Below are 24,863 nucleotides of genomic sequence, written 5' to 3' on the forward strand. Positions count from 1 at the left end.
GAGGTAATTTGAGTAGAAATTTCATTATTTTTGGGGCAAGTAAAGGTTTAGGGGATGCATTTGTGAAAGGGTTGCCTACTAATGGAGATACCGTATGGATTATTTCAAGAAGCAGGCCTAATGCCTTAGACTTGAATGATGGCGTTCGAAGATATTGGTTAGAAATAGACTTATCTCAACAAGATAAAATAGGTATGGTTAAAGGCGCATTAAAAGATAAAACAATAGATGTGCTTATCTATAATGTTGGTGTTTGGGAGAAGGATGGATTTGAAGATTATTATGACTTTGATAACGATAAGCCAAAAGACATTGCTACTATGTTAAATATTAACTTGACCTCAACAATAACTTTTATTCAAGCGTTGTTACCAAATATAAGAAGATCAATAAATGGTAAGGTTATTTTAATTGGATCAACGGCTGGATTAGATAATACAAGCAGTTCACAGGTTTCTTTTGTCACTTCCAAATATGGACTACGTGGGTTATCAAGTGCATTAAGAGAACATTTAAGGAAAGATCAAATTGCAGTTACTTGTATTAATCCAGGTGAATTGGCTGCCGAAATTCCTTATGAAGATGGAGCTGAAAAGGCTATAACAGAATATCAAGGCACAAGAATCCCAGTTCAAGATATTGTGTCAATTGTCAAATGTATAGTGGGTTTGTCTACTGTTTCATGTGTTAAAGAGGTAAATATACCAGCTATGACAGACGAAAACTGTTGAATACTATTCTTTCTTAAAGAAGGATGCACTTCTTATTAGAAAACATATAAATGGTCGTGATTTTGAATTGTATACTAAACACATCAAGGCATATGACTTTGGTGTGTTTAAAAGTTGCTAGACTAACAAAGTAGGTAATGTATTGTATTGTACATAAAGAGGATAGAGGGAAAACGTAATCTTCGTTTTTGAATAGGGATGAATAGAGACAGTACCAATAACGTGATAAATGATATACTTATGAGAAAGTTAGAATATTCTAATCGTTAGTGGAAATCAAGCAATAAGGGAGTTAGGTGGATGATGTTAAGTTTAAACCATGTAAGCGGTGGCTATCTTACCCGAAGAATTATTAGAGATCTTACGTTTGGTATTCACACTGGAGAAATTATTGGTTTAGTTGGTTTGAATGGAGCTGGAAAAAGCACAACTCTTCGTCATATGACAGGCACGTTAAAACCTATGGACGGGGAAGTTACCATTAACAATAAAGATTGGTATAGTCAAAGAGATAAACTTGCTCTAATACCTGATAAACCGTATCTCTATCCAAATCTTACTGTTTATGAACACTTTGAGTTTATAAAAAGCATTTATCGAATCAATACGGACAATTATTTAAATGCTTTACTAGACCGTTATTTAATTCGATCCCACTTAAACAAATATCCCTTCGCCTTGTCAAAAGGTACTCAGCAAAAGGTATCAATTATTAGTGCAATGATCGCAAATCCAACATTTCTTATTATTGATGAACCTTTTATGGGCCTAGATCCTCGAGGTTTAAAATACTTTACGGAGGATCTTAATAGACTTAAAAGAGAGGGTGTAGGAATTATCCTTTCAACTCATATGTTAACTATAGCGGAAGACTTGTGTGATCGAATTATTGTTTTACATGAAGGGAATCAACAATATTATAAAGGTCGCTCTTACTTGTCTACTGATGATTTTAAAGATCGATCGTTAGAGGATATTTTCTTTTCCATGATTGAGGATAAAAGATGAAGGGTTTATTTGTGCGCCGATTCCATGATTTGATGCTACAAAACAAAAAAATGCTGTTTAAAGTGTTGGGACATAGCGGTATGTTTGCGTTAATACCATTTTTGATGGTAGTGGTTTATGGGCTTATTATGGTACTTCAAGATGGCAACCTTCATTCATTCTATCAAACACTCATTCTTACTGGCCTCTTTCTTTTTTTTACACTAAATAGAGGGATCGTTAGCTTTATTAATGAGTTTGATGAGGTTTATTTGGCTCCTAAAGTAAAAGAGATGGAGGGTTATTTTCGTCATTGTTTATTATATAACTTAACGATTCAATTTATAAAGGGTACGTTATTTACGTTGTTTTTACTATATGCTCTTTCTTTAAACACAAGGGAGCTGGTGCCTCTTTTTCTTTTTCTACAGCTTATAGGTATTCTCCATATTTTGTTTCTCGTTATGATAATAAGCAGGAGTACAATAAAACCAGTGCTATTCGTTGGCTTTCACTATGCTTGTATGGCAGGTTGTTTTCTTTTATTACTAAAAGCTCCGATCATTTTTGGGTTTATCGTTATGATAGGGATCGTCCTTATTGGCATACTCTATTCTAAAATGATGGTCTTTCCTATTCATTCTTGGAAGAGATTAATGAAGTCTGAAGAGAGAACGAGAAAACTAGGGCAGGTTTTTTTAAGCGGTTTTATTGATCTGAAGTTAAATCAGTCGTCTTCTAGCACGATCATACCGTTAGCTTTTTTTGAAAAAAAGAACAATCCACTAGTTTATCTATTCGTGCGTTCAACCATTAGAGGAACGGAAAGTGGCCGAAACTTTGTTCGAGTCATTCTCTTAACCGTCTTTATTATCGTTTATTTTAAAAATTTATTCATTCTTGTTCCAGTGCTAGCTGTATTGATCTATTTGAACACATTGCAATTCTCTCAAGGAATTAAATTAGGGAAAAAGTTAATTCCATACCATTTTCCTATTGATGACCAAATGATAAACGATGCGGTAAATCATATTAAAAGGAGAGGTGTGTTCATTCAATTAGCCATTTATATAGTTGTTTTATTTCTTCAGATAACCTTTTTTCAGTAATAAGCTCACTTCATGGTTTAACTGCATAAGATAGGGTAGATTTGTAAGGAGGAGAATTGATGTATCCTTATTACCACTATCCGTTTACGTATCAACAGCACAGTAGATCGTTTCCTGCTGTTGATACAACAACATTTATACAATCAGTTGGTAAAGTTGAATTCCTTTTACAACAAAGTCAACTATTAATGAAGCAACTTGAGAATCAACCGTTTTCGTATCAACTTATGGACGCTGCTCAAAAAAGTGACCAACAAGCTGTCGATCACTTCATTCAGTCCATTCCAGGTTTAACGGCTGTTACACAAATTCATTATTCCCCCACAGGTGTAGTGTTTCAATTGCAATCTCCAGGCGTAAGTGATGAGGTAAAGTGTTGTCATGTATCCATTGTTTTAAAGTGGGCTTAAATACTTATTTTAATGGGAACTCACTAAGACGAACAAATGTGTAACCTGCTTCCATTAAAAGGGGGATGGCTTGTTTAACGCCCTCTGCAGTTCCGCTACTTGGCTGGTTCATATGCAAAAGGGCAATGGCTCCGTGTTCTGCATGGTCAACAAGTGCATTCGTCACCTGCTCAGGTGTAAAGGTGGCGCCTGCATCTCCTAAGATGGAATAGTTAACAGCTTCAATTTCTAAGTCATCGAGCAGTTTCACAGCAATATTGTCAAAAAAGGCTGTACCTGGGCGAAACATCGTCGGTTCTACTCCTGTTAGTTCGGTTATAAGGTTATGATTTACTAGCACTTCCTCATAGGCGTCTTCAATTGATTTAGTTCCGTCTATCCCCCAAGCGCTTTTTCCGCTGACAGAGAGTGGCTTATGTTCAGTTCCGTGATTTTCGATTTGAAATAAAGGATTTTCCGCTAATTCAAGAAAAAGTGGTTCGTTCGATTCTATCCAGCGTGCATTAACAAAAAGAGTGGCTGGGATTTGATGATCAATAAGATAGTTCATTAACGCTTCATCGTATAAAGAGCCATGCTCACCACCACAAGCATCGAATGTTAATGCCATTGCCTTTTCATTGGTTTCCATTTTTGTTTTTACGCCGCTTATAAATTCCCCCCATTCTGTCGGCTTTTGATGCTCATAAATCGTAAGGTCGAGTTGATGTTGATTTGTAACAGAAGAAATAGCACTAGATTTAGCCAAATGTTCAGAGAGTTCTTTTTGCGGATGGAAAGTGACGGCAGTAGACTCGTGATTCATACAACCTACTAAGATAAAAAGAAAAATAGGTAAAAACAGTTTGTGGTGGACTCGCATAAATTCTATCCTTCCTGTTCCGTTTCTTATATTTTAATGGCTACCTTCTGAATAAACAAGCTAAGAACAGCTATATAATAGGGGGTTAATAAGTTTTTGATAATGAGATGAAAATTCCGTCAATAATTTTCTTTTGAAAAACTATTGCTGCTCTAAAATATTTATGCTATATTACTATTTGTCGTCAGCGAGTTGCTGAATGAATTGAAAAATGCGCCCGTAGCTCAATTGGATAGAGCGTCTGACTACGGATCAGAAGGTTAGGGGTTCGACTCCTCTCGGGCGCGCCATTTCGGGAAGTAGCTCAGCTTGGTAGAGCACTTGGTTTGGGACCAAGGGGTCGCAGGTTCAAATCCTGTCTTCCCGACTCTTACATAGATTATTTTTTTCTTTTTAATGCGGGTGTAGTTTAGTGGTAAAACCTCAGCCTTCCAAGCTGATGATGTGAGTTCGATTCTCATCACCCGCTCCATTAAATACGAACTTAATGGGCCTGTAGCTCAGCTGGTTAGAGCGCACGCCTGATAAGCGTGAGGTCGGTGGTTCGAGTCCACTCAGGCCCACCATAAAAAAGTGTTGACAATTTATCTTTCGTTTATTATGATAGAAAAGTTGCTAAAACCAATGTGGTTCTTTGAAAACTGAACAAAAGCCAAGCGTAAAAAGAGATACAAGGTATCTCGTCAATGAAGTTAGACACAGCTTTAAATTGTGCAACAGCTTAGGATCTTCGACTAAGATCGCAACGTCCATGTTGCAACGTCGAAGTCAACACATCCGTGTGTAAGTAAACACTTTTAACGGAGAGTTTGATCCTGGCTCAGGACGAACGCTGGCGGCGTGCCTAATACATGCAAGTCGAGCGGACAGAAGGGAGCTTGCTCCCGGACGTTAGCGGCGGACGGGTGAGTAACACGTAGGTAACCTGCCCCTTAGACTGGGATAACTCCGGGAAACCGGAGCTAATACGGGATAATAAAGAGAATCACCTGATTCTCTTTTGAAAGACGGCGTCTAGCTGTCACTAAGGGATGGGCCTGCGGCGCATTAGCTAGTTGGTAAGGTAACGGCTTACCAAGGCGACGATGCGTAGCCGACCTGAGAGGGTGATCGGCCACACTGGGACTGAGACACGGCCCAGACTCCTACGGGAGGCAGCAGTAGGGAATCTTCCGCAATGGACGAAAGTCTGACGGAGCAACGCCGCGTGAGTGAGGAAGGCCTTCGGGTCGTAAAGCTCTGTTGTGAGGGAAGAACAAGTACCGGGGTAACTACCGGTACCTTGACGGTACCTCACCAGAAAGCCACGGCTAACTACGTGCCAGCAGCCGCGGTAATACGTAGGTGGCAAGCGTTGTCCGGAATTATTGGGCGTAAAGCGCGCGCAGGCGGCTTCTTAAGTCTGATGTGAAATCTCGGGGCTCAACCCCGAGCGGCCATTGGAAACTGGGAAGCTTGAGTGCAGAAGAGGAGAGTGGAATTCCACGTGTAGCGGTGAAATGCGTAGATATGTGGAGGAACACCAGTGGCGAAGGCGACTCTCTGGTCTGTAACTGACGCTGAGGCGCGAAAGCGTGGGGAGCAAACAGGATTAGATACCCTGGTAGTCCACGCCGTAAACGATGAGTGCTAGGTGTTAGGGGTTTCGATGCCCGTAGTGCCGAAGTAAACACATTAAGCACTCCGCCTGGGGAGTACGGCCGCAAGGCTGAAACTCAAAGGAATTGACGGGGACCCGCACAAGCAGTGGAGCATGTGGTTTAATTCGAAGCAACGCGAAGAACCTTACCAGGTCTTGACATCCTTTGACCACTCTGGAGACAGAGCTTCCCCTTCGGGGGCAAAGTGACAGGTGGTGCATGGTTGTCGTCAGCTCGTGTCGTGAGATGTTGGGTTAAGTCCCGCAACGAGCGCAACCCTTGATCTTAGTTGCCAGCATTTAGTTGGGCACTCTAAGGTGACTGCCGGTGACAAACCGGAGGAAGGTGGGGACGACGTCAAATCATCATGCCCCTTATGACCTGGGCTACACACGTGCTACAATGGATGGTACAAAGGGCAGCGAAACCGCGAGGTGGAGCCAATCCCATAAAGCCATTCTCAGTTCGGATTGTAGGCTGCAACTCGCCTACATGAAGCCGGAATTGCTAGTAATCGCGGATCAGCATGCCGCGGTGAATACGTTCCCGGGTCTTGTACACACCGCCCGTCACACCACGAGAGTTTGTAACACCCGAAGTCGGTGAGGTAACCTTTTGGAGCCAGCCGCCTAAGGTGGGACAAATGATTGGGGTGAAGTCGTAACAAGGTAGCCGTATCGGAAGGTGCGGCTGGATCACCTCCTTTCTATGGAGTATTTACTCTAGTCGATGTATGACCTCGGGTCATATAGCGCTTTGGATCTTTTGTTCAGTTTTGGAAGAATTCCTCTTCCAATTGAAAATGCGAAGGTAATGGATACCACGCTAAGAACGCCACGTCCTGTGGCAACGCCTGGTACCTACATCCTGTAGGCATGGTTCTTTGAAAACTAAATCATAATCAATCAACTCAAATTAGTTTTGTTCATCGGTGTTACAACTGTTTGAACGAGACGTCAAGAATTCATAAACCTTTTAGGTTAACCAATTGACAAAGAGACCCGAGTAGATCAAGGATGGGGAATGCTTGATGGAAGGAGCGTAGTTCGCTACGTAACTGACAGAAAGACAGGAACCAGACGAAGAGATACGATGGGAATCTGACGTCAAAATGGATAAGTTAGAAAGGGCGCACGGTGAATGCCTTGGCACTAGGAGCCGATGAAGGACGCGACGAACAGCGATATGCTTCGGGGAGCTGTAAGTAAGCTTTGATCCGGAGATTTCCGAATGGGGGAACCCACCATCCGTAATGGGATGGTACTCCTGCCTGAACACATAGGGCAGGGTGAGGCAGACCCGGGGAACTGAAACATCTAAGTACCCGGAGGAAGAGAAAGCAAATGCGATTTCCTGAGTAGCGGCGAGCGAAACGGAATCAGCCCAAACCAAGAGGCTTGCCTCTTGGGGTTGTAGGACACTCTATACGGAGTTACAAAGAAACGGAGTAGGTGAATTGTCTGGAAAGACAAGCCGAAGAAGGTAACAGCCCTGTAGCTGAAACTTCGTTTCCTCCAGAGTGGATCCTGAGTACGGCGGGACACGTGAAACCCCGTCGGAATCCGGGAGGACCATCTCCCAAGGCTAAATACTCCCTAGTGACCGATAGTGAACCAGTACCGTGAGGGAAAGGTGAAAAGCACCCCGGAAGGGGAGTGAAAGAGATCCTGAAACCGTGTGCCTACAACTAGTCAGAGCCCGTTAACGGGTGATGGCGTGCCTTTTGTAGAATGAACCGGCGAGTTACGATAACGTGCAAGGTTAAGCTGATGAGGCGGAGCCGTAGCGAAAGCGAGTCTGAATAGGGCGAGTAAGTACGTTGTCGTAGACCCGAAACCGGGTGATCTACCCATGTCCAGGGTGAAGGTCGGGTAACACCGACTGGAGGCCCGAACCCACGCATGTTGAAAAATGCGGGGATGAGGTGTGGGTAGGGGTGAAATGCCAATCGAACTCGGAAATAGCTGGTTCTCCCCGAAATAGCTTTAGGGCTAGCCTCGAGTGATGAGTTTTGGAGGTAGAGCACTGATTGGACGAGGGGTCCCCACAGGATTACCGAATTCAGTCAAACTCCGAATGCCAAAAACTTTAACTCGGGAGTCAGACTGCGAGTGCTAAGATCCGTAGTCAAGAGGGAAACAGCCCAGACCATCAGCTAAGGTCCCCAAGTATACGTTAAGTGGAAAAGGATGTGGAGTTGCTTAGACAACCAGGATGTTGGCTTAGAAGCAGCCATCATTGAAAGAGTGCGTAATAGCTCACTGGTCGAGTGACTCTGCGCCGAAAATGTACCGGGGCTAAACGTATCACCGAAGCTATGGCAATCCCAGTAGGGATTGGGTAGGGGAGCGTTCCAAGGACTGTGAAGCTAGATCGTGAGGACTAGTGGAGTGCTTGGAAGTGAGAATGCCGGTATGAGTAGCGAAAAGAGGGGTGAGAATCCCCTCCGTCGAAAGCCCAAGGTTTCCTGAGGAAGGCTCGTCCGCTCAGGGTTAGTCGGGACCTAAGCCGAGGCCGAAAGGCGTAGGCGATGGACAACAGGTTGATATTCCTGTACCACCTCGTATTTGTTTGAACGATGGGGGGACGCAGAAAGGTAGGGTGAGCGCGCCGCTGGCTGTGCGCGTCGAAGCATGCAAGGCTGGAACATAGGCAAATCCGTGTTCCGTGAAGGCTGAGCTGTGACCGTGAAGGACCCAAGGGTCCGAAATCCCTGATCCTCCGCTGCCGAGAAAAGCCTCTAGTTAGAATACAGGTGCCCGTACCGCAAACCGACACAGGTAGGCGAGAAGAGAATTCTAAGACGCTCGGGAGAACTCTCGTTAAGGAACTCGGCAAAATGACCCCGTAACTTCGGGAGAAGGGGTGCTCTATTAGGGTGTTAAAGCCCGAGAGAGCCGCAGTGAATAGATCCAAGCGACTGTTTAGCAAAAACACAGGTCTCTGCGAAGCCGTAAGGCGAAGTATAGGGGCTGACACCTGCCCGGTGCTGGAAGGTTAAGAGGAGGGGTTATCCCGTAAGGGAGAAGCTCTGAATTGAAGCCCCAGTAAACGGCGGCCGTAACTATAACGGTCCTAAGGTAGCGAAATTCCTTGTCGGGTAAGTTCCGACCCGCACGAATGGTGCAACGACTTGGATACTGTCTCAACGAGAGACCCGGTGAAATTATAGTACCTGTGAAGATGCAGGTTACCCGCGACAGGACGGAAAGACCCCATGGAGCTTTACTGTAGCTTGATAGTGAGTGTTGGTACCATTTGTACAGGATAGGTAGGAGCCTTGGAAGCCGGAGCGCTAGCTTCGGTGGAGGCGTCGGTGGGATACTACCCTGATGGTGCTGACATTCTAACCTCGACCCGTGATCCGGGTCAGGGACATTGTCAGGTGGGCAGTTTGACTGGGGCGGTCGCCTCCTAAACAGTAACGGAGGCGCCCAAAGGTTCCCTCAGAATGGTTGGAAATCATTCGTAGAGTGCAAAGGCATAAGGGAGCTTGACTGCGAGACCTACAAGTCGAGCAGGGACGAAAGTCGGGCTTAGTGATCCGGCGGTGCCGTATGGAAGGGCCGTCGCTCAACGGATAAAAGCTACCCTGGGGATAACAGGCTTATCTCCCCCAAGAGTCCACATCGACGGGGAGGTTTGGCACCTCGATGTCGGCTCGTCGCATCCTGGGGCTGAAGTAGGTCCCAAGGGTTGGGCTGTTCGCCCATTAAAGCGGCACGCGAGCTGGGTTCAGAACGTCGTGAGACAGTTCGGTCCCTATCCGTCGCGGGCGTAGGAAATTTGAGAGGAGCTGTCCTTAGTACGAGAGGACCGGGATGGACATACCGCTGGTGTACCAGTTGTTCCGCCAGGAGCATCGCTGGGTAGCTACGTATGGACGGGATAAGTGCTGAAAGCATCTAAGCATGAAGCCCCCCTCAAGATGAGATTTCCCATGGCGTAAGCCAGTAAGACCCCTTAGAGATGATGAGGTTGATAGGTCAGAAGTGGAAGTGTGGCGACACATGGAGCGGACTGATACTAATCGGTCGAGGGCTTATCCTAAATTTCTTGAGTTTGAGTATGATGATATGATTTAGTTTTGAAAGAATCACCGATTCTTTTTAACAAATGAATTTTACAAAGAGAAGCAAGGGATTTGCGGAAGTGACGATGGACTTGAAGGAGCGTACTCACGTACGTGACTGAAAAGGAAAGAGAAAACTGACAAAAAAGCCCGACGCTTATCTGAAGTAAAAAAATGTCTGGTGGCAATAGCAAAGAGGTCACACCCGTTCCCATGCCGAACACGGTCGTTAAGCTCTTTTGCGCCGATGGTAGTTGGGGGCTTCCCCCTGTGAGAGTAGGACGTTGCCAGGCAATGAGAAGACACCTGAAAAGGTGTCTTTTTTTGCGTAGAAAGAAAGGCGCAAAAGAGCTGCGCTTCGACAGAAGCGAGCCAACAAAGAAAACCGTTTTAACATGCAAGCACAATAAAAAAGAACACGATGAAAAAGCATCGAAGGAAAGCAACGTGCATCCCCCAGTGAGACGAAAGGGTTGTTTTCGTAAAAGCTTCATGGGAAGCATCGGAGATCAATCAACGAGAGGAACGCCCTCGAAGAAAACCACCCTGGAGCCAAGGGACGTTGCCAGGCAATGAGAAAGACACCTGAAAAGGTGTCTTTTTTTTGCGTAGAGAAGAAAGGCGCAAAAGAGCTACGCTTCGGCAGAAGCGAGCCAAACAAAAAAGTAATTATATGAAACGAGCACAATAAAAAAGAACATCATGAAAAGACATCGAAGGAAAGCTGCGTGCATCCCCCAGTGAGACGAAAGGGTTGTTTTCGTGAAGCCTCATGGGAAGCATCGAGGATCCATCAACGAGAGGAACGCCCTCGAAGAAAACCACCGTGGAGCAGTAGGACGTTGCCAGGCAATGAGAAAGACACCTGAAAAGGTGTCTTTTTTTGTGTAGAAAGAAAGGCGCAAAAGAGCTGCGCTTCGGCAGAAGCGAGGCAAACAAAAAAGTAGTCATATGAAACGAGCACAATAAAAAAGAACACCATGAAAAAGCATCGAAGGAAAGCAGCGTGCATCCCCCAGTGAGACGAAAGGGTTGTTTTCGTAAAAGCTTCATGGGAAGCATCGGAGATCAATCAACGAGAGGAACACCCTCGAAGAAAATTACCCTGGAGCCAAGGGACGTTGCCAGGCAATCAGAAAGACACCTGAAAAGGTGTCTTTTTTGCGTAGAAAGAAAGGCGCAAAAGAGCTGCGCTTCGGTAGGGAGTTTTAGAAAAAGCGAATAAAAAAGTGAATGCAGGTATAAGCATTCACTTTACAGGAGAAAATTAGTGTTCTTTTCTTACTAGCTTCTTCTTATTTACAGAGATGGATTTAAAAATAAAATACGTTATAAGTGAAAGGATAAATAGGGTTGAAAAGAGCGATGTGTATAACATCTTATGGGCATATATATCTTCACGTATGAAAAGCCACCTGACTCCTAATCCGTAACCAGTAAAAACGAAGAGCGATGCCCATAATGCACTACCAATAGATGTGAGACAGATGTAGGATTTGTAGCTGAACTTTGCAATACCTGATAAATAGCCCATTAAATGCCTAACACCAGGAATGAAAAACCCCAATAAAATAAACCATTTTCCATGTTTATTCAGCAATTGCTGGATCGAGCGCTGCCTTTTAATCGAAAAATAAAATCGTGGACCATATTTTTCTAAAAAAGGAGCGCCTAGTTTAATGCCGAGAAAATACGATATTGACATGCCTATTACCGATCCAAGAAAGCAGACAAGAACTGTGGTACTTATATGAAAATAATCAATATAGGATAAATAGCCAAATGTGATTAATAATACTTCGTCAGGGACAGGAAGGCCAATAATGCCGGCTACTAATGAAACAAAAACGCCGAAATAGCCATATTGCATAATAAATTCTCTTAATACGTCCATATCTTCATTCCTAAATCAGACTTTAGTTACAGTATATACATTGAAAACAAAATTTTCTATAGCTAGAGCCATTATTTTTGTTCAATGGCGACAGATAGAACATGGTCAATTTTCTTTACCATATCATACAGTTGTGTCACATACATTGTGCGTGGAATCGACAGCAAGATATCAAGCTGCTGTTTATTTTCTTCAATATCTCTAATCTTTACATCGTGAATAATAATATTCTTTTCTTTACGGCTTTTCCATTTTTTCTCTCTGTGTTGTAAGCTTTTAATGAGGTGCGTGGAAGTTGCTTCTTCTGACATGACTACTTTTAATGAGACATCTGTTTGGCTTAAAGAAGTAGGTCCGATGATTTTTAGTAAGGCTGGAATGACATTTACGGCAACTAGAATAAGCAAGACCGATAGAAAAGCTTCTATGTAAAAGCCTGCTCCAATTGCTATACCAATTCCCGACGCAGCCCAAATCATTGCAGCCGTTGTTAATCCTGAGATAACGTCGTTGCTACGTCTTAGAATAACCCCAGCGCCAAGAAAGCCAACTCCACTTACAATCTGTGCGGCTAATCGCATAGGGTCCATTGCCAGTCTTGCTTGGTCGGTGCTAGAGAAGTATATATAAGCCTCAACCGATACAATGGTAATTAAACAACTTGCAATACAAATCACCATACTTGTTTTTAATCCTAGTGGCTTATGTTTAATTTGGCGATCAATGCCAATTAAAAAACCTGAAAATAACGCAATACTTAACTTGAGTAGAACAATTCCCATTAAGGATCACACCTTTCTTTATAGTCTATTTCTCTTTTCAGTTGAGCATGCTAAAGATGTTGTGGAAACGTGTTGCTTGTAGTAAAATCAGTTTAACTTTTCTAGGTGGTGTTTCATGCACGGATTTCTCACATATATAACCGTTATAATAGGTGGTGCTTTAGGTGGCATATCTAGATATATGCTTATTCTTTTCGTTCCTCATCATGAATGGTTAGGAGTGCTATTGGCTAATGTATCAGGCTGTTTTCTAATGGGATGGGCTGTACAGGCGCTAAATACAAGAAAAAGAGTACCATCTTTCGTGAAGAAAGGAATAACCGTAGGATTTATTGGTGGCTATACGACCATGTCTACATTTATAGCTGATTTCTTCTCATTCATGACTGAAAATTGGCTTCTAGCACTAGTATACGTTTTTTCATCCGTATGTGGAGGAATTCTTTTAGCATGGCTAGGAATGGTTGTAGGTAAGAAGGTGGCGGTTTGCTAACAACACTTCTTCTTGTTTCAATAGGTGGGGGAACCGGTGCTTTTCTTCGTTTTATTATCGGAGAATTCTTAACCCTCCATTATAAGTGGTCTCGTTGCTTTACAGTGATCGCATGCATAAACATTGTTGGGAGTACAGTTTTAGGTGTTGCCGTAGCAGCAAAACCGTCTTCAGTTTTTGAGCTGTTTATACTTTATTTTTGTGGCGGGTTTACAACTTTTTCTACGTTTAGTTTGGAAGCATTACAAGGCTTTCTTGATAAGGAGTGGATAAAAGGAATAAGTTACATTATTGTAACGGTCATTGGTTCAATGCTCGGATTTGGACTAGGTTTTGTTATTTTATTTTAAAGAGAGAAAGGGCTTGATGGTGTGGAGGGAAAAGAGCGTTACTTTAATACGCAGTCGGTTCATTTTACAAAAAAAGACACAGCGAAAAATAAGAGTAAAGCAAGACCGATTTATCAAACATCTGCTTTTGTATTTGAGAACTTAAATGATATGGAATCTTACTTTACAGGAGAGAAAGATTACTTATATTCCCGTTACGGCAATCCGAACACTGAAGATTTAGGAAAAGGAGTAGCGTTACTAGAAGAAATGGAAGATGGTATTGCGACATCATCAGGTATGTCTGCAATCATGTGCGCCGTGTTATCAGTTTGTCAGGCAGGCGATCATCTTCTAGCTGCTCTTGATGTTTATGGTGGTACATATACATTGTTTGAACAGGAGCTACAAACGTTTGGTATTGATGTTAGTTTTGTTCAATCGAATGGAGATTGGAAAAAAGAATTGAGATCGAATACGAAGGCTTTCTTTTGTGAATCGGTCACAAACCCTCATGTACGAATAGAGGATTTAGAAAACGTTGTAACCTTTTCAAAAGGTCATCAACTACGTGTTATTGTGGATAATACGTTTGCAACTCCTTTTCTTATTAAGCCTGTTCATCAAAATGTTGATCTTGTTATCCATAGTGCAACGAAGTATTTAGGTGGCCACAGTGACGTCACAGCTGGCGTGGTGGTTGGTAGTAAAGCTCTTATGGAGCGAGTAAAGCAGCTTGTTATTACGATGGGTGCTACATTAAGCCCATTTGAAGCATGGCTAGCATGTAGAGGTCTAAAGACGTTAGGCTTACGAATGGAGAGACAGTGTGCAAATGCAGAGAAACTTGCTGCTTTTTTGAAGAAACAGCCACAAGTGGATCACGTGTATTACCCTAAAGGATTATCTGAACATGGAAATGGCGCTATTGTAACAATGCGTTTGAAGGAAGAGGTAAACGTCGATACATTCTTTTCGAGCTTTTCATTTGTAAAAATTGCGCCGACGTTGGCGGGGGTAGAGACATCAATCTCTTATCCAGTTGGAACGTCTCACCGTTCTGTTCCTCAAGAGAAAAGAGAAGCCCTTGGCATAAGTCCTCAAGATGTTCGGATTTCAGTTGGTATTGAAGATAGCAGGGATATCGAAACAGATTTTTTACAAGCACTGAATCAAGCATAAAAAAAATCAGCACCGTTTTAACGGTGCTGATTTATTATGACTTTTGATTGCCAATAATAATAGAATCAATAAACTGTGAAAATAGTGCTATGTCCGTAACAAGAAATGCGGGCAATAGTAGTACTCCTAAAAGCAGTCCCATCGGTGTTAAAACCATTAGTCGAAACGCTTTTTTCATACGAACATCTCCTCAAAGATTACTAGTATGTGTTTATTTTTCATATGATACTCCTCTTTCACAAAAATGACAAGAAGTTTTTTCTGTAAAAAAGCTTGTACAATGTAAAGGAATATGGTATATTTATTTCTGTTGTTAGAAAGACTAAAGCAAACAACACAGAAAGGACATCTTTTCTAGATGAGAAGGATACCTTCTAAACTTTATAACGACGCGGGGTGGAGCAGTCTGGTAGCTCGTCGGGCTCATAACCCGAAGGTCGGTGGTTCAAATCCGCCCCCCGCAATACCAATGAACCGAGATGCCCTCTCGGTTTTTTTATTTATTCAAAGGGAAGTGTGCAGATAGTGAGAGATGAATTTTCTTTTATAAGAAGCATTACACCTACGAATCGTTTCCAACAGCAACTAACAATCGGAATAGGCGATGATGCTGCCGTCTACAAAACGTCAGCTGCCACAGAACAAGTGGTCTGTGTTGATGCAATGGTGGAAGGAATTCATTTTCGTAGAGATACTTTAAGCCCCTTTCAAATTGGCCGAAAAGCGTTGGCAATTAATATAAGCGATTTAGCAGCAATGGGTGCTAATCCGATGTATTATCTTGTTACCATCGCAGTTCCGGAGTCTTGGTCAGAATATGAATTACAAGACATCTATGCAGGGATGAATGAGCTTGCAGAGCTCTACAAAATGGATTTGATTGGTGGCGATACGGTTTCGAGTAAAGACCAACTTGTCTTATCCGTTACAGCCATTGGCAATGTTCAAGAAGGACATGCGTTAAAAAGAAGTTCAGCGAAGCCAGGGGATGTGCTATTCGTAACGGGTCCGATCGGGAAGTCGGCTGCTGGACTAGAGCTACTTCAGCAGAAGGAAATAGATAACTCATTTACAGATGTGGAACGTAGTTGTATTCGTGCTCATCAAGAGCCAGAGCCGCAAATTAGTAGTGGCACATACCTAGCTAGCTTGGGAAAGCGAATTGCTTTAAATGATGTAAGCGACGGCTTATCGAGTGAAGCGATGGAATTGGCAGAGGCGAGTAATGTGCAAATTGTAGTGGACCAAGAGAAATTGCATCCAATCTTACCTGACTTGCAAGATGTTGATCATTCTCAAAAGCTTCATTGGCTACTAAATGGTGGAGAAGATTTTCAATTAATCGGAACAACGTCGGAAGAAACATTTGCACAGTTGCAAAAAAGTGGATCAATCACTCTGTTTGACATTGGATTTGTTCGTGCAGGTAACGCAAGCGTCATAATGAAATCAGCGAATGTAGAAACCTTGTTAGCAAAAGGTGGCTACAATCATTTTAGCTAGTGGAGTGTGGGGAGAATGCAGTTAATAGAAGTAAAGTCGTTTTCCGTTGAAGAGACAATGACTCTTGCCTCGTCATTTGCTGCTTTTCTGCAGCCAAGTGACTGTATTTTATTAGCAGGTGACTTAGGGGCAGGGAAGACTCATTTTGTAAAAGGCTTAGGAAAAGGTCTTGGCGTCGATCGTATGATAACAAGTCCAACGTTTACTATTATTAAAGAATATGAAGGACGATTGCCTTTGTATCATATGGATGTGTATCGTGTTGGAGAAGAAGCTGACGAACTTGGGCTTGAAGAATATCTAGAAGGAAGTGGCGTGACTGTCATTGAATGGGCACACCTTATCCAAGATTTACTTCCAGCTCAGTATTTTTCCTTCACCATAAAAAAAAGTAGTGAGACAGAGCGTGATATTATCATACAAGCGCAAGGGTCATCACATCTAAGGCGTTTGGAGGAATGGATGAATGACAACGATAATAGGAATTGATACGTCTTCTTACCGACTAGGCGTATCAGTTAGTAAAGATGGTGTAGTAATCGCTGAATATTCGACAATGTTAAAGAAAAACCATGCCCTTCGCTTAATGCCTACGGTGGAGAGGGTGTTAAACGATGTTGACATTAAGCCAAATGATCTTGATGGAGTTGCCGTTGCAAAAGGGCCAGGATCTTATACTGGAGTGAGAATGGCCGTTACAACAGCAAAAACATTGGCATGGTCTTTAAATCTACCGTTAATCGCTGTTTCGACTCTTGAAGTGATGGCGCAAGTCGGAAGATATTTTAATGGACTGGTTGTGCCTCTAATTGACGCAAGAAGAGGAACCGTCTTTTCTGCGGTTTACCAATCAAAGTCTACTGGTTCACTAGAAGAAGTTGTAGAGGAAAGTCATATCACATTAACGGCTTTGTTAGATAAGCTTAGAACACAAAATCAAACCATTTTATTTGTTGGTGAAGATGTTGCTCTCCATAGCGAAAAAATTGAAACAGAGCTTGGGCATCTAGCACAATTTGCACAAAAGTCATTACCTAGTGCGCGTGCAGGGGCATTATGTGCACTTGCACAAGAGAAAAAGCCTGTGGACAATATTCATGGGTTCACGCCAGACTATCACCGCTTACCTGAAGCGGAGGTGAACTGGCAGCATGAACAGCAACAAAGAAATGAATCCTGATGTCGAAGTCAGGAGAATGAATGTTTTAGACATCGATGCTGTATTAACAATCGAAACAGAAGCATTTACGACTCCTTGGACGAGAGAAGCATTCGAAGCAGAACTCGTTCGAAATAAGTATGCCCATTATTTTGTGCTCGTTGTGAACAAACGGATTGTTGGTTATTGCGGGCTTTGGAACGTGTTGGATGAAGTGCAAATCACGAATATCGCTATTCTTAAAAAGCATCGAGGCCATTCGTATGGCGAGTACTTACTTCGCTCCATTATGGAATGGTTGAAGATTGTAGATGCACAGACATTGTCATTAGAAGTAAGGGCATCAAATGAGATCGCACAGGGGCTCTATCATAAATTAGGATTCTCACAAGTAGGAATACGAAAAAATTATTATGCAGATAATCAAGAAGATGCATGGGTAATGTGGGTGAGGTTAAATGACGATCATATTAGCAATTGAAACCAGCTGTGACGAAACCGCAGCTGCTGTAATTAAAGACGGTACGACAATACTAGCGAATGTTGTTGCTACTCAAATGGAAAGTCATGCAAGGTTCGGAGGGGTTGTCCCTGAAGTAGCCTCTAGGCATCATGTAGAAGCTGTTACAGCAGTTGTGGAAGAAGCGTTAGAAAAAGCAGAAGTCACATTTTCTGATTTAACAGCAGTTGCCGTAACAGAAGGACCAGGATTAGTTGGTGCATTACTTGTTGGGATACACACGGCAAAAGCGATTGCATTTGCCCACCAACTTCCGTTAATTGGGGTTCATCATATTGCAGGTCATATTTACGCTAATCAACTTGTACAACCGATGCAATTCCCTTTGCTGGCTCTTGTTGCTTCTGGCGGACACACAGAACTCATTTTGATGAAAGAAGATGGGGTGTTTGAGCCTATTGGGCAAACACGTGATGATGCAGTAGGTGAAGCATATGATAAAGCAGCCCGGGCAATGAAGCTACCATATCCTGGTGGTCCGAATGTGGAGAAGTTAGCTTTAGAGGCGACAGAAGAAATTAAATTGCCGCGATCGTGGCTTGAAAAGGGAAGTTACGATTTTAGCTTTAGTGGGTTAAAATCAGCCGTGTTAAATCGAATTCACAATGACCAGCAAAAAGGAATTGATACGAACTTCGCTGCACTTGCGAAAGGCTTTCAAGAGAGTGTAACCGATGTGCTTGTTACTCGAACGGTGACAGCGTATGATGAATTTCAACCAAAGCAAGTACTGGTAGCTGGCGGCGTTGCGGCAAATAAAGGGTTACGTCATGCGTTGGAGAATCGTTTAGCGAATAAAGTAGAACTTGTTATCCCACCGTTACACTTATGTACAGATAATGCCGCTATGATTGGGGCTTGCGCACATCAGATGTGGCTTAGTGGAGCAAGAGGGGATCTCAGTATGAATGGTCGCCCCGGTATGCCGTTACAATCGTTTGCTTAAAAAAGGGCTTGGATTTACATCCAAGCCCTTATACCTTTACTCATTCTTGTTCAAGTGATTCCCATTCTTCCATAAGCTGTTCTATTTCTATTTCATTTTCAGAAAGCTGATCTTGAATAGCTTTTGCTTTTACATGATCAGAATAGACTTCTGGCTCAAGTAGTTGTGCTTCAAGTTCAGCATTTGCTGCTTCAAGCTTTTCTAGCTGTTCTTCAATTGCACTTAGGCGTCTTTCTTTTTGTCGTTCAGCTCGTTTTGCTTCTTTATCTTGTTGGTAATTTGTTTTTTCTTTTTGTTCTGTACGAAGTGGTGATTGGGCTGTTTTTTCTTCCTCTATCGCAGCACGTTCTGCCATTTCTTTCTTTTTCTCTGAATAATACGTGTAATCACCAAGATAGCTAGTTGTCTTTCCTTTATCTAGTTCAACCACTCGAGAAGCAATACGATTAATAAAGTAACGGTCATGCGAGACAAAAAGAATGGTTCCTGGGTAATCCATTAAAGCCTCTTCTAGCACTTCTTTTGAATCCAAATCTAAGTGGTTTGTCGGTTCATCTAAAATAAGTAAATTTGCTTTTACCATCATGAGCTTAGCAAGAGCCACCCGTGCTTTTTCGCCACCACTTAAGGATGAAACACTCTTTAATACATCGTCTCCACTAAATAAAAATAACCCGAGTAAACTGCGTATATCTTTTTCTATAGTTCCTGGAAACTCGTCCCACACCTCTTGTAAGACGGTTTTATTGCTTTGAAGTTTGGCATGCTCTTGATCATAATAACCGATAGAAACATTGCTACCAAATAAGATATCCCCTGAGTTAGGTGTTAATTGCTTTGTAACCGCTTTGAGCAACGTTGTTTTACCAGTTCCATTATCCCCTAACAAACAAACTGATTCTCCTCTTGTTAACGAGAGGTCAACATGTGAAAAGACAGTATGATCTTCGTACTTTATTTTAAGATCACGAATTGATAGCACATCGTTACCAGATTGACGGATAATGTCAAAACCGAACGAAGCCGATTTTTCGTCTCCTTGAGGTCGATCGAGACGCTCCATTTTTTCCAGCTGTTTTCTTCGGCTCTGTGCTCGTTTCGTTGTTGAAGCTCGTACTAAGTTTTTGGCAACAAACGTTTCAAGCTTCTCAATTTCAGCTTGCTGTTTCTCATATTGCTTCCGTTCTTGCTCGTATCGCTTTGCTTTCTCATCCAAATAATACGTGTAGTTTCCGTGATAGGTCGTTGTTTGATTACGAGAGAGTTCAACAACTTTTGTGGTTAATCGGTCCAGAAAGAAGCGGTCATGGGAAACGACTAGAATTGAACCAGGGTAGCTATTCAAGTAATTTTCTAGCCACGTAAGAGTAACCATATCTAAGTGGTTTGTTGGTTCATCAAGAACGAGAAGTTCTGGTCTTGATAAGAGCAATTTTCCTAAAGCAAGTCTTGTTTTTTGACCACCTGACAAGGTAGAAATAGGCGTTGCATAATCGAATTGCTGGAAGTGAAGACCAGCTAATACGCCACGTATATCGGCTTCATATTGATAGCCGCCTTGCTCCTTAAAATCATTTTGTAATTGATCATATTCTTTTAGTAATTTCGTATATTCATGCTCTGGCATGTCCGTTGCCATTTTGGTTTCGAGATGGCGTAAATGGTGCTCCATTTTAAGAAGCGGTGCAAAGACACTGAGCATTTCATCCCAAATGGTCTTACTTGTTCGCAAATCGGTATGTTGAGATAAATAGCCAATCTCGACGGTTTTGGGGATGACAATTTCTCCTGAATCAATACTCATCTCACCAACAATCATTTTAAGTAACGTTGATTTACCGGCTCCATTACGCCCTACTAAAGCGACACGTTCATTTGTTTGTACTTCTAACTTCACATTTTCTAAAATCGGCTCAGCGCCGAATGCTTTTGAGACGTTTACGCATTGCAATACAATCATAGTTCGTCAACCTTTACTACAGATTTCTATCTGTCACCAGTTTACATCAAGTGATGAACAAACAACAACAAATCATTCGGTAGCAGCTCTTTCATTTTACGAAAAATGGTGTACAATAGAGGGGAAGCAGGTTGCTTATGTAGCTTGATGCTCGGAAAGGGGCGGACATGAAATCAGACCAACTAAAGATTCCACAAGCAACAGCAAAACGCTTGCCGCTTTATTATCGGTTTCTAGAGAATCTTCATACATCAGGCAAGCAACGAGTATCTTCGACGGAATTGAGTCAAGCGTTAAAAGTTGACTCAGCGACAATACGTAGAGATTTTTCTTATTTTGGTGCGTTAGGAAAGAAGGGTTATGGTTACAATGTACAGTATCTCCTCTCTTTTTTTCGAGACACATTAGATCAAGATGAGAGAACGAATGTCATTCTCGTTGGTGTCGGGAACTTAGGGACAGCGTTGTTGCAATACAATTTCTCTAAGAATAATAGCACCGTCATGACCCATGCTTTTGATGTAGATGAAAAGAAGATCGGGACAACGATTGGTGAAGTTCCAATTTATGATTGGAACAAGCTGGATGAAACGGGGATTAAGGATACATCAATTGCTGTTTTAACAGTACCTGCCTCCCAAGCACAAAGTAGTGCGGACAAGCTCGTTGAAGCTGGAATTAGCGGTATACTTAATTTTACACCGGTACGATTATCCGTACCTGAACATATTCGCGTTCATCATATTGACCTTGCGATTGAATTGCAAGCGCTTGTATATTTTTTAAAACACTATCCACTTTAAAGGGAGGCTCTATACATGCCATTATCAGGAGGAAGTCTAATTATCATCGCAATTGTGGCATTAATTATTTTTGGACCGAAAAAACTGCCTGAGTTCGGAAAAGCCGCAGGTAGTACGCTAAAAGAATTTAAAAATGCCACAAAAGGTTTAGCCGATGATGATGAGGACAACAAACCAGCAAATGTTCAAAAAGAAAAAGCATAAAAAGAATATTCCTCTCTCAGACATGTCAATAATGGATCACGCAGTGGAATTAAGACGCAGGGTTCTTGTGATCCTCGTCTTTTTTGTGATTGCCCTCATTGGAGGGTTTATGCTGGCAGTTCCTGTAATAGCCTATTTACAAGCTGCTCCATTAGCTGCAGATATGCCGTTTCACGCTTTTCGGCTAACCGATCCTTTGCGTATTTATGTAAACTTTGCAATGCTCGTTGCCTTTGTTTTAATTATACCGGTGATTTTGTATCAGCTTTGGGCATTTGTGGCACCAGGGTTAAAAGAAGAAGAGCAAAAAGCGACGCTTGCCTACATTCCTATTTCATTTTTTCTTTTGTTAGCAGGTTTTGCGTTTGCTTATTTTATTCTCATTCCGTACGTGATGTCTTTTATGAGTACAATGGCAGATCGATTGGACATTAATGAAATGTATGGAATTAACGAATACTTTTCATTTTTATTTCAGCTCACAATACCGTTTGGCTTCTTATTTCAACTACCAGTGGTGGTTATGTTTTTAACGAGACTTGGGATTGTGACTCCCCAGTTGCTAACAAAAATTCGAAAATACGCGTATTTCGTTTTATTAGTGATTGCAGGTTTAATTACACCACCTGAACTGATGTCACACTTACTAGTCACGCTACCAATGCTTATTTTGTATGAGATTAGTATTGCCATTTCAAGAGCAACGTACCGAAAGCACCATAAGCAAGCCGCTCAATCTCAACCGAATAAAGCTCAATAAACGACGAAATCTTGAAGATTTTGTCGTTTTTTCTTGTTTCAAAGAAGCTGAGAGGGGGTAAGAAGAAGCTATACAAAAAGGAGGGAACTCAACTGAACGAATTTATTGAATTTGTAAAGATTAATTCCACAAGCATGTTTAATCTAACGATGGAGCATATCATTCTTGTTGGAATGGCGATTCTTATTGCCATTGTAATTGGTGTTAGTATAGGTATCTATTTAACCGTAAACGACACGTTAGCTGAAACGGTTTTAGCAGCAGCTTCAATCCTCTTAACCATTCCAAGCTTAGCTCTCTTTGGAATTATGATTCCGTTCTTTTCCATAATTGGGCACGGTATTGGATTTGTCCCCGCACTAACAGCTCTTGTACTCTACTCTCTTCTACCTATTATTCGTAATACGTATACAGGCATTAAACATGTGGATCCAAATGTTATTGATGCAGCAAATGGATTAGGTATGAAAAAAATGCAGCGCTTAATTCAAGTCGAAATACCGAACGGATTGCCTGTTATGATGGCAGGTATTCGAACGGCCGTTGTCATGAATATTGGAATTGGCGTCATAGCTGCATTCATTGGTGCCGGAGGACTAGGCTCGTTGATTGTACAAGGGATTTCTCGTGGAGATATGTATTCCATTGTTGCTGGTGCTGTGCTCGTTTCTTTACTTGCGATTATCGCTGACACCATTTTGCTCCTATTGCAAAAATGGTTTACACCAAAAGGAGCAATTCATTAAAGGGGGATAAAACATGATTTCATTTAAAGAGGTAACCAAATCATATAATGGGGACAAAAACGCAGTTAATCATGTTTCCTTTGAAGTGAATGAAGGAGAGATTGTCATATTCTTAGGACCGTCTGGGTGCGGAAAAACAACATTATTACGCATGGTTAATAAGTTGGTTTCACTAAGTGAAGGGGACATTGAAATAGAGGGTGAACCGATTTCAACGCTAGATACAATTGAACTTCGTCGTAAGATTGGCTATGTCATTCAAAGCAATGGATTGTTTCCGAATATGACAATAGAAGACAATGTGATGGTTGTTCCAAACTTATTAAAGTGGGGCAGCAAAAAGAAGAAAGAACGGTACAATGAACTCATGAAGCTTGTTGGACTCGATTCTAAAGAATTTCGCAAACGTTATCCAAATGAGCTGTCAGGTGGACAGCAACAGCGGATAGGCGTAGCGAGAGCATTAGCAGCCGATCCACCTATTATGTTAATGGACGAACCATTTGGAGCGCTAGATCCATTGATTCGTGAACATATACAAGATGAATTTTTAGACATTCAACGAAAAGTGAAGAAGACAATTTTGTTTGTTAGCCATGATATTGATGAAGCCATTCGTATGGCCGATAAGATTGTCTTGATGCGTGAAGGGGAGATTATGCAGTACGGTACACCAGCGGAAATTTTAATGAAACCAAGTAGCTCTTATGTTTCTGATTTTATAGGGAAAGACCGAGCCATTAAAATGCTTAGCCTTCATACGGTTGATGAGTTAAAAGAAGACATTGGTTTACTAGCATGTCATGAAGATATCGCTGATTCAAAACAAATTCATTTAGAAGCAGATTTGAAAAATACTCTATCTATTTTATTAAATCAAGAAGCAGAACAAGTTTGTGTATATGATGACGAAAACAACATACATGGGGCCATTACAATTGATTTAATCCAACAATTCCTTCACCAGAAACTGGGTAATCAAAAAAACAAAGCGGCGGTGATCGCTTGAAGACACAAGCCATCGTCACAAACTGTGTACGAATACTATTGTTTTCACTAGTGGCAGTCTTTCTTTACTGGACAGCATCAGAAGGTATGTATGTTCATCTGTACGAATCATCAGGCGAATTCTTTCGACTTTTAGGGGAACACGTGGCGCTTGTCCTCGTTTCGTCGTTCGTAGCTGTTTTAGTAGCGCTACCATTAGCTATTTTTGTCACAAGGCCAAAGTTTCGACGAGCAGAGTGGATTACGTCAAATGTCGCTAACCTGGCTCAAACCATTCCAAGTTTAGCTGTAGTGGCACTAATGATTGGGATTTTAGGAATTGGCTTTGTTCCAGCGGTATTTGCCTTATTCATTTATTCTGTTCTTCCGATTTTCAGAAATGCAGCTGCCGGTTTTAGTTCGGTAAATCCTGATCTTATCGATGCTGGTCGAGGAATGGGGATGAAGCCGATCGACATCTTCTTTAAAGTTGAAGTCCCCAATGCAGCATACGCTATTATCGGTGGTTTAAGAACGGCCATTGTTTTAAATGTTGGAACTGCTGCTTTTGCTTATTTTATTGGTGGAGGCGGACTAGGACTGTGGATTTTTACTGGGATAGAACTGTACGATAATTCCTACCTTATTTCTGGTGCTGTACCAGTTACGTTATTAGCGATCTTTTTTGATTATTTGCTAAGAGGCGTTGAGCGCTTATTAACGCCTAAAGGTATGCGAGTATCTAAAAAGCAAGCTCATTTAAAAACGACGGCAACCGCATAAG

At 42.0% G+C, this 24,863-nt stretch carries 23 protein-coding genes, 5 tRNA genes and 3 rRNA genes; 26 read left to right on the forward strand and 5 right to left on the reverse strand.

What is annotated here, in order from left to right:
- The first annotated feature begins 8 nt into the window (after positions 1-8).
- The 4 genes from BK583_RS04575 to BK583_RS04590 all read left to right on the forward strand — a co-directional run bounded on the left by BK583_RS04575 (position 9) and on the right by BK583_RS04590 (position 3,237).
- Positions 9-731 carry an SDR family NAD(P)-dependent oxidoreductase gene (locus tag BK583_RS04575; RefSeq protein WP_055736422.1) on the forward strand — a complete coding sequence of 241 codons (723 nt, stop codon included), beginning with the start codon at positions 9-11 and terminating at the stop codon, positions 729-731.
- A 300-nt stretch (positions 732-1,031) separates the two neighbouring features.
- Positions 1,032-1,739, forward strand: coding sequence for an ABC transporter ATP-binding protein (locus BK583_RS04580; RefSeq protein WP_055736421.1), 708 nt, complete (start codon positions 1,032-1,034; stop codon positions 1,737-1,739).
- Positions 1,736-2,827 carry an ABC transporter permease gene (locus BK583_RS04585; RefSeq protein WP_055736420.1) on the forward strand — a complete coding sequence of 364 codons (1,092 nt, stop codon included), beginning with the start codon at positions 1,736-1,738 and terminating at the stop codon, positions 2,825-2,827. Before BK583_RS04580 ends, BK583_RS04585 begins: the two co-directional genes overlap by 4 nt.
- Before the next feature lie 59 nt (positions 2,828-2,886).
- Complete coding sequence (locus BK583_RS04590; protein WP_055736419.1) at positions 2,887-3,237, forward strand: YuzC family spore coat inner layer protein; 351 nt, start codon at positions 2,887-2,889, stop codon at positions 3,235-3,237.
- Positions 3,238-3,241: 4 nt separating this feature from the next.
- Here BK583_RS04590 and BK583_RS04595 read toward each other — a convergent pair whose 3' ends face one another.
- A complete protein-coding gene (locus BK583_RS04595; RefSeq protein WP_055736418.1) occupies positions 3,242-4,099 on the reverse strand; it encodes a polysaccharide deacetylase family protein in 858 nt (285 codons plus the stop codon).
- Between the two features lie 213 nt (positions 4,100-4,312).
- Here BK583_RS04595 and BK583_RS04600 point away from each other — a divergent pair.
- The 7 genes from BK583_RS04600 to rrf all read left to right on the forward strand — a co-directional run bounded on the left by BK583_RS04600 (position 4,313) and on the right by rrf (position 10,104).
- Positions 4,313-4,389, forward strand: a tRNA-Arg gene (locus BK583_RS04600).
- Positions 4,390-4,392: 3 nt separating this feature from the next.
- Positions 4,393-4,466: transfer RNA gene (locus BK583_RS04605), tRNA-Pro, on the forward strand.
- 31 nt (positions 4,467-4,497) lie between these two features.
- Positions 4,498-4,571, forward strand: a tRNA-Gly gene (locus tag BK583_RS04610).
- 17 nt (positions 4,572-4,588) lie between these two features.
- Positions 4,589-4,665 (forward strand) — tRNA-Ile (locus BK583_RS04615).
- 231 nt (positions 4,666-4,896) lie between these two features.
- A 16S ribosomal RNA gene (locus BK583_RS04620) occupies positions 4,897-6,445 on the forward strand.
- Between the two features lie 407 nt (positions 6,446-6,852).
- Positions 6,853-9,789, forward strand: a 23S ribosomal RNA gene (locus tag BK583_RS04625).
- 199 nt (positions 9,790-9,988) lie between these two features.
- Positions 9,989-10,104: ribosomal RNA gene (gene rrf / locus BK583_RS04630) — 5S ribosomal RNA — on the forward strand.
- Together the 16S, 23S and 5S rRNA genes with 4 tRNA genes alongside form the textbook arrangement of a ribosomal RNA operon.
- 974 nt (positions 10,105-11,078) lie before the next feature.
- On the opposite strand, the gene BK583_RS04640 is transcribed toward rrf, so the two are convergent.
- Entirely contained in the window at positions 11,079-11,705 is a 627-nt protein-coding gene (locus BK583_RS04640; RefSeq protein ID WP_055736546.1) for a DedA family protein, read from the reverse strand.
- A gap of 71 nt (positions 11,706-11,776) precedes the next feature.
- Complete coding sequence (locus BK583_RS04645) at positions 11,777-12,487, reverse strand: MgtC/SapB family protein (protein WP_078440044.1); 711 nt, start codon at positions 12,485-12,487, stop codon at positions 11,777-11,779.
- Between the two features lie 115 nt (positions 12,488-12,602).
- Here BK583_RS04645 and BK583_RS04650 point away from each other — a divergent pair, with 115 nt between their 5' ends.
- From BK583_RS04650 to BK583_RS04660, 3 genes are read left to right on the forward strand one after another with little or no spacing between them, the layout of a single operon-like run.
- Positions 12,603-12,980, forward strand: coding sequence for a fluoride efflux transporter FluC (locus BK583_RS04650; protein ID WP_055736545.1), 378 nt, complete (start codon positions 12,603-12,605; stop codon positions 12,978-12,980).
- Positions 12,974-13,330, forward strand: coding sequence for a fluoride efflux transporter FluC (locus BK583_RS04655; protein ID WP_055736544.1), 357 nt, complete (start codon positions 12,974-12,976; stop codon positions 13,328-13,330). Before BK583_RS04650 ends, BK583_RS04655 begins: the two co-directional genes overlap by 7 nt.
- A 21-nt stretch (positions 13,331-13,351) precedes the next feature.
- Entirely contained in the window at positions 13,352-14,491 is a 1,140-nt protein-coding gene (locus BK583_RS04660) for a trans-sulfuration enzyme family protein (RefSeq protein ID WP_055736543.1), read from the forward strand.
- Between the two features lie 34 nt (positions 14,492-14,525).
- Here BK583_RS04660 and BK583_RS20620 read toward each other — a convergent pair whose 3' ends face one another.
- Positions 14,526-14,669: a hypothetical protein gene (locus tag BK583_RS20620; protein ID WP_158318548.1), complete on the reverse strand. Its 144-nt coding sequence runs from the start codon at positions 14,667-14,669 to the stop codon at positions 14,526-14,528.
- A gap of 212 nt (positions 14,670-14,881) precedes the next feature.
- Between BK583_RS20620 and BK583_RS04665 the strand changes: the two genes are divergently transcribed.
- The 6 genes from BK583_RS04665 (at position 14,882) to tsaD (ending at position 18,619) form a co-directional block, all read left to right on the forward strand.
- Positions 14,882-14,955: transfer RNA gene (locus BK583_RS04665), tRNA-Met, on the forward strand.
- A 61-nt stretch (positions 14,956-15,016) separates the two neighbouring features.
- Positions 15,017-15,994: a thiamine-phosphate kinase gene (thiL, locus tag BK583_RS04670; RefSeq protein ID WP_055736549.1), complete on the forward strand. Its 978-nt coding sequence runs from the start codon at positions 15,017-15,019 to the stop codon at positions 15,992-15,994.
- A 15-nt stretch (positions 15,995-16,009) separates the two neighbouring features.
- Positions 16,010-16,483 carry a tRNA (adenosine(37)-N6)-threonylcarbamoyltransferase complex ATPase subunit type 1 TsaE gene (gene tsaE / locus BK583_RS04675; protein WP_055736542.1) on the forward strand — a complete coding sequence of 158 codons (474 nt, stop codon included), beginning with the start codon at positions 16,010-16,012 and terminating at the stop codon, positions 16,481-16,483.
- Positions 16,461-17,174: a tRNA (adenosine(37)-N6)-threonylcarbamoyltransferase complex dimerization subunit type 1 TsaB gene (tsaB, locus tag BK583_RS04680; protein ID WP_055736541.1), complete on the forward strand. Its 714-nt coding sequence runs from the start codon at positions 16,461-16,463 to the stop codon at positions 17,172-17,174. Before tsaE ends, tsaB begins: the two co-directional genes overlap by 23 nt.
- A complete protein-coding gene (gene rimI, locus BK583_RS04685; protein WP_371836651.1) occupies positions 17,146-17,634 on the forward strand; it encodes a ribosomal protein S18-alanine N-acetyltransferase in 489 nt (162 codons plus the stop codon). The genes tsaB and rimI overlap by 29 nt, the downstream gene beginning before the upstream one ends.
- A complete protein-coding gene (gene tsaD / locus BK583_RS04690; protein ID WP_055736540.1) occupies positions 17,612-18,619 on the forward strand; it encodes a tRNA (adenosine(37)-N6)-threonylcarbamoyltransferase complex transferase subunit TsaD in 1,008 nt (335 codons plus the stop codon). Before rimI ends, tsaD begins: the two co-directional genes overlap by 23 nt.
- 40 nt (positions 18,620-18,659) lie before the next feature.
- Here the strand turns inward: tsaD and BK583_RS04695 are convergent, their stop codons facing one another.
- Positions 18,660-20,579, reverse strand: a complete 1,920-nt coding sequence (locus tag BK583_RS04695; RefSeq protein ID WP_055736539.1) for an ABC-F family ATP-binding cassette domain-containing protein — start codon at positions 20,577-20,579, stop codon at positions 18,660-18,662.
- Positions 20,580-20,746: 167 nt separating this feature from the next.
- On the opposite strand from BK583_RS04695, the gene BK583_RS04700 reads away from it, so the two are divergent.
- From BK583_RS04700 to BK583_RS04725, 6 genes are all read left to right on the forward strand, one after another.
- Entirely contained in the window at positions 20,747-21,382 is a 636-nt protein-coding gene (locus BK583_RS04700; RefSeq protein ID WP_038482983.1) for a redox-sensing transcriptional repressor Rex, read from the forward strand.
- A gap of 15 nt (positions 21,383-21,397) precedes the next feature.
- The gene (tatA, locus tag BK583_RS04705; RefSeq protein WP_035395357.1) at positions 21,398-21,586 is read left to right on the forward strand and encodes a twin-arginine translocase TatA/TatE family subunit; all 189 of its coding nucleotides are present in this window, start codon (positions 21,398-21,400) and stop codon (positions 21,584-21,586) included.
- A 7-nt stretch (positions 21,587-21,593) separates the two neighbouring features.
- Positions 21,594-22,346, forward strand: coding sequence for a twin-arginine translocase subunit TatC (tatC, locus tag BK583_RS04710; RefSeq protein ID WP_095151175.1), 753 nt, complete (start codon positions 21,594-21,596; stop codon positions 22,344-22,346).
- Between the two features lie 134 nt (positions 22,347-22,480).
- Complete coding sequence (locus tag BK583_RS04715; RefSeq protein ID WP_051667764.1) at positions 22,481-23,092, forward strand: ABC transporter permease; 612 nt, start codon at positions 22,481-22,483, stop codon at positions 23,090-23,092.
- 13 nt (positions 23,093-23,105) lie between these two features.
- Positions 23,106-24,101: an ABC transporter ATP-binding protein gene (locus tag BK583_RS04720; RefSeq protein ID WP_055736538.1), complete on the forward strand. Its 996-nt coding sequence runs from the start codon at positions 23,106-23,108 to the stop codon at positions 24,099-24,101.
- Positions 24,098-24,862 carry an ABC transporter permease gene (locus tag BK583_RS04725; protein ID WP_038482977.1) on the forward strand — a complete coding sequence of 255 codons (765 nt, stop codon included), beginning with the start codon at positions 24,098-24,100 and terminating at the stop codon, positions 24,860-24,862. The genes BK583_RS04720 and BK583_RS04725 overlap by 4 nt, the downstream gene beginning before the upstream one ends.
- The last annotated feature ends 1 nt before the right edge of the window (position 24,863 follow it).

The organism is Shouchella oshimensis (assembly GCF_002019765.1).
Classification (GTDB): domain Bacteria; phylum Bacillota; class Bacilli; order Bacillales; family Bacillaceae_D; genus Shouchella; species Shouchella oshimensis.